Raw genomic sequence first — 2944 nt, forward strand, 5'->3', positions numbered from 1 at the left:
GTGATGAGATACACACGCTCTGCTGAACAGAAAAAAATGGCACAGGAAGCGATGGATAAATTTGAGAAAGTGTCTAACTTCTCTATTTTTCTTTTTAAATCAAGGAGTTAACTCTCATATGGCGGACCCGAAAGGATTTAAATATTTCAATTAAATCAATAGGTTATTGTGTCTAACGTATATTTTATGAACCACCAATATCAATAAGTTTTAACGGTAATTGTCTAACAGAATGAGCTTAATTTCCTCCTAATCCTCAGCATTACACCAGAGGGAAAAACCGCTTAATCCGCTCCATCTGGCGTTCAGAAAGCAAAAATACATCATTCACAGGCTCACCTTCCGTCGGTAGGCCTGTGAATCACAATCTCTCGCTTACTTCAAGAAATTAACAGGTCCTGAATCTAATAGCTTTTCAATTCTCCCGGGTCAGGCTTGAATAGAAGATTGTTCAGGTAATCTATCTTCTAAAATATATGGACCTCCTGCATGGATATCTATTGCCATCAAAGCAATACTACCCATCGGACGTTGCCCCAGCTTCAGAAGGGCATTACCCTTTGTCCAGCGTGCTGTCTCGCCTTCTATATTATTCCACCCTGATAGTTCAGGATCCTGCAGGTGCTCTGTCAGTGTAATAGTTGCATTTCCTTCACAGAGCGTCACGTTGCCTGCCAGAACACCAAGATTCCGGCGGTCATCAACAAACGGACCAATGACATCACAGGGGCGACTGGCATTAGAAACAAGTCGAACTCTCTCAATACCAGCAGGTATCATAAACATTACCCGGCCATCGCTCTCGCGGATCCGGCGTATTTTCGCACCTGTTTCAGTAACAAGGTGAAAATTCGTATCGTTTGTTAAAATGCTTTCCGGTGTCTGTAAAACGAACCCATGTTGCTCTGCCCGCAAGGATATTGCATGAAAAACAGGCTCAACAAATTCTCTCGTTACATTAAGCGGAGCCGCAGCATCGGCCCAGGTTATTTTACGCGGAATGTTTAGCGAAACAATTTTTCCTGCCTGACGAAACCCACTGTAATTTTCTGTATTCAGGAAGGATTCAGATAAAGCACCATTAGCTGTTAGAATGGCATGTTTTTCTGTTTCAATATGATAAACCGGAAACTGAGTAAACGAACGATCATAAATAACAGAACGACCATTTACTAACATACGAACCGGTATAAACTGACCATTAATCAGCATACAATGCTCAGAGGTTACAAGCAGATCCTGCGCTGGAATGCCATTATCAAATGCATTCTTAAAAATACGTACCGGTGCACCGGCTTCATCTCCGGCAGCAGCGCCTGTAACATTTACAGGACTGGAGCCAGCCCAGACGATCTTCATCGGAACACTGGCACCTGTGGTGATGTCATGCGTCAGAACAAGATCACCAACTTCAAGTTTTTCGACAGCGACTTCACCTTCTGGTGTAAGAATCATAGTGCCAGGAAGATAACATGATGTCAGACCAGAATACGTAATGACTCCGTTATCACTATCAGAGAACTCACCTGTGTAATTTTCACCTACGTCATATTTGTAGGTTTTTCCAGATGTAGTTGTGAGTGTTAGAATTCCACTATCTTTATCATAAGTGACAGTTCCTGATATACCAACATTTATACTGTCTTCATTGCTGAATCCACGAATTTTACCTGTGAATGTTCCTGGCAACGAACTAATATTTAAGGTGTTTTCACCGCCCTCAAAATTAAATGTCTGACCTAAAGCTGTTCCATTTTGGGCAAATAAAGTAACAGTAGCACCATTGGAAAGATTAATATTTCCATCTCCGCTTATATCTTTATTAATTGTTAATGTCGTACCAACAGCATCTATTGATCCTGTATTAGTTATTGTTCCAGTGGTATTAATGGCAATATTACCACTACTGGAATCTGCGGAAGTTAAAGATAGAGTCCCTGAATTGTTAAGTCCTCCTGTTCCTAAAGACCAGATTGACGTCGAACCTGCGGGGTAGGATAAGCTCAGTGCACCACTATTTGTAACGCCGCCGCCAAAGTTAAAATTAATAGTCGAGCCTGATGAAGCTCCTGAATTATCAATAGTAAACGTACCTGAATTATTTAGTGTGGAAGAAGATCCATTCCCCCACGTAGATGTCATGCCAGAACCACTTGTCTCAACAATTTTAATTGTTCCCAAGTTAGTCATAGATGAGACGTTTGAGGCAGTTACAGTGCCTCCTCCAGCTGAGGTTACATCTATGGTACCATTTGTGCCGTTTATAATATTTCCATATAAAAAAGATATGGTCGGGCCAGACGTTGTATCTGCCTGATTGTATATTATTTTTCCATCATTACTAAGTGAATTGCTTGAACTTGAACCAAGATAAAACGAATTACCACCACCAGAAGATGATGGCGTATAATTTACAGTTCCAGAGTTATCGAGGTTTCCATTTATAGTAACGGTTGTTGATGCTTTTGGTGTAAATATAAGACTACCATCGCTTGAATTTGTTAATGTATCTGACGATGAATTCAATGTAACAGGATTTGTATAATCTTGTTCTGTAGAGTTTGTTCCGCCACTTCCAAAAAGATCACTACTCATAGTTACTACCCTTTCAATTTTTAATTTCTATAGGTTTTATTTTCTTCATTGAATTTTCTTTTTTAATTGAAAAGAAAAATATCAAACCTATTAAATTTTATTTATAATTACTATGATGGTTTAATTTTGTCAAACGATAAATAAAAGGTTATTTTTTATCAAAAAAATCAATATTTTGAGCCAGAAAGATTCATCATCAATCCAACCCATCAAATCCCGGGACCAAACAACTAGGCTCAGGACCTGTTAATTTATTGAACTGAGCGAGAGAGTGTGATTCAACAGGCTTACCGATGGAGGATGAGCCTGTGAGTGATGTATTTTTACTGTCTGAGAGCCAGATGAAGCG

General features: G+C 39.6%; 1 protein-coding gene. It reads right to left on the minus strand.

What is annotated here, in order from left to right; translation table 11 throughout:
• Positions 1-429: 429 nt before the first annotated feature.
• Positions 430-2595, minus strand: coding sequence for a Hint domain-containing protein (locus HK11_RS11010; protein WP_086555394.1), 2166 nt, complete (start codon positions 2593-2595; stop codon positions 430-432).
• Positions 2596-2944 lie beyond the last annotated feature (349 nt).

Origin of the sequence: Acetobacter sp. DmW_043, assembly GCF_002153485.1 — a bacterium.
Classification (GTDB): domain Bacteria; phylum Pseudomonadota; class Alphaproteobacteria; order Acetobacterales; family Acetobacteraceae; genus Acetobacter; species Acetobacter thailandicus.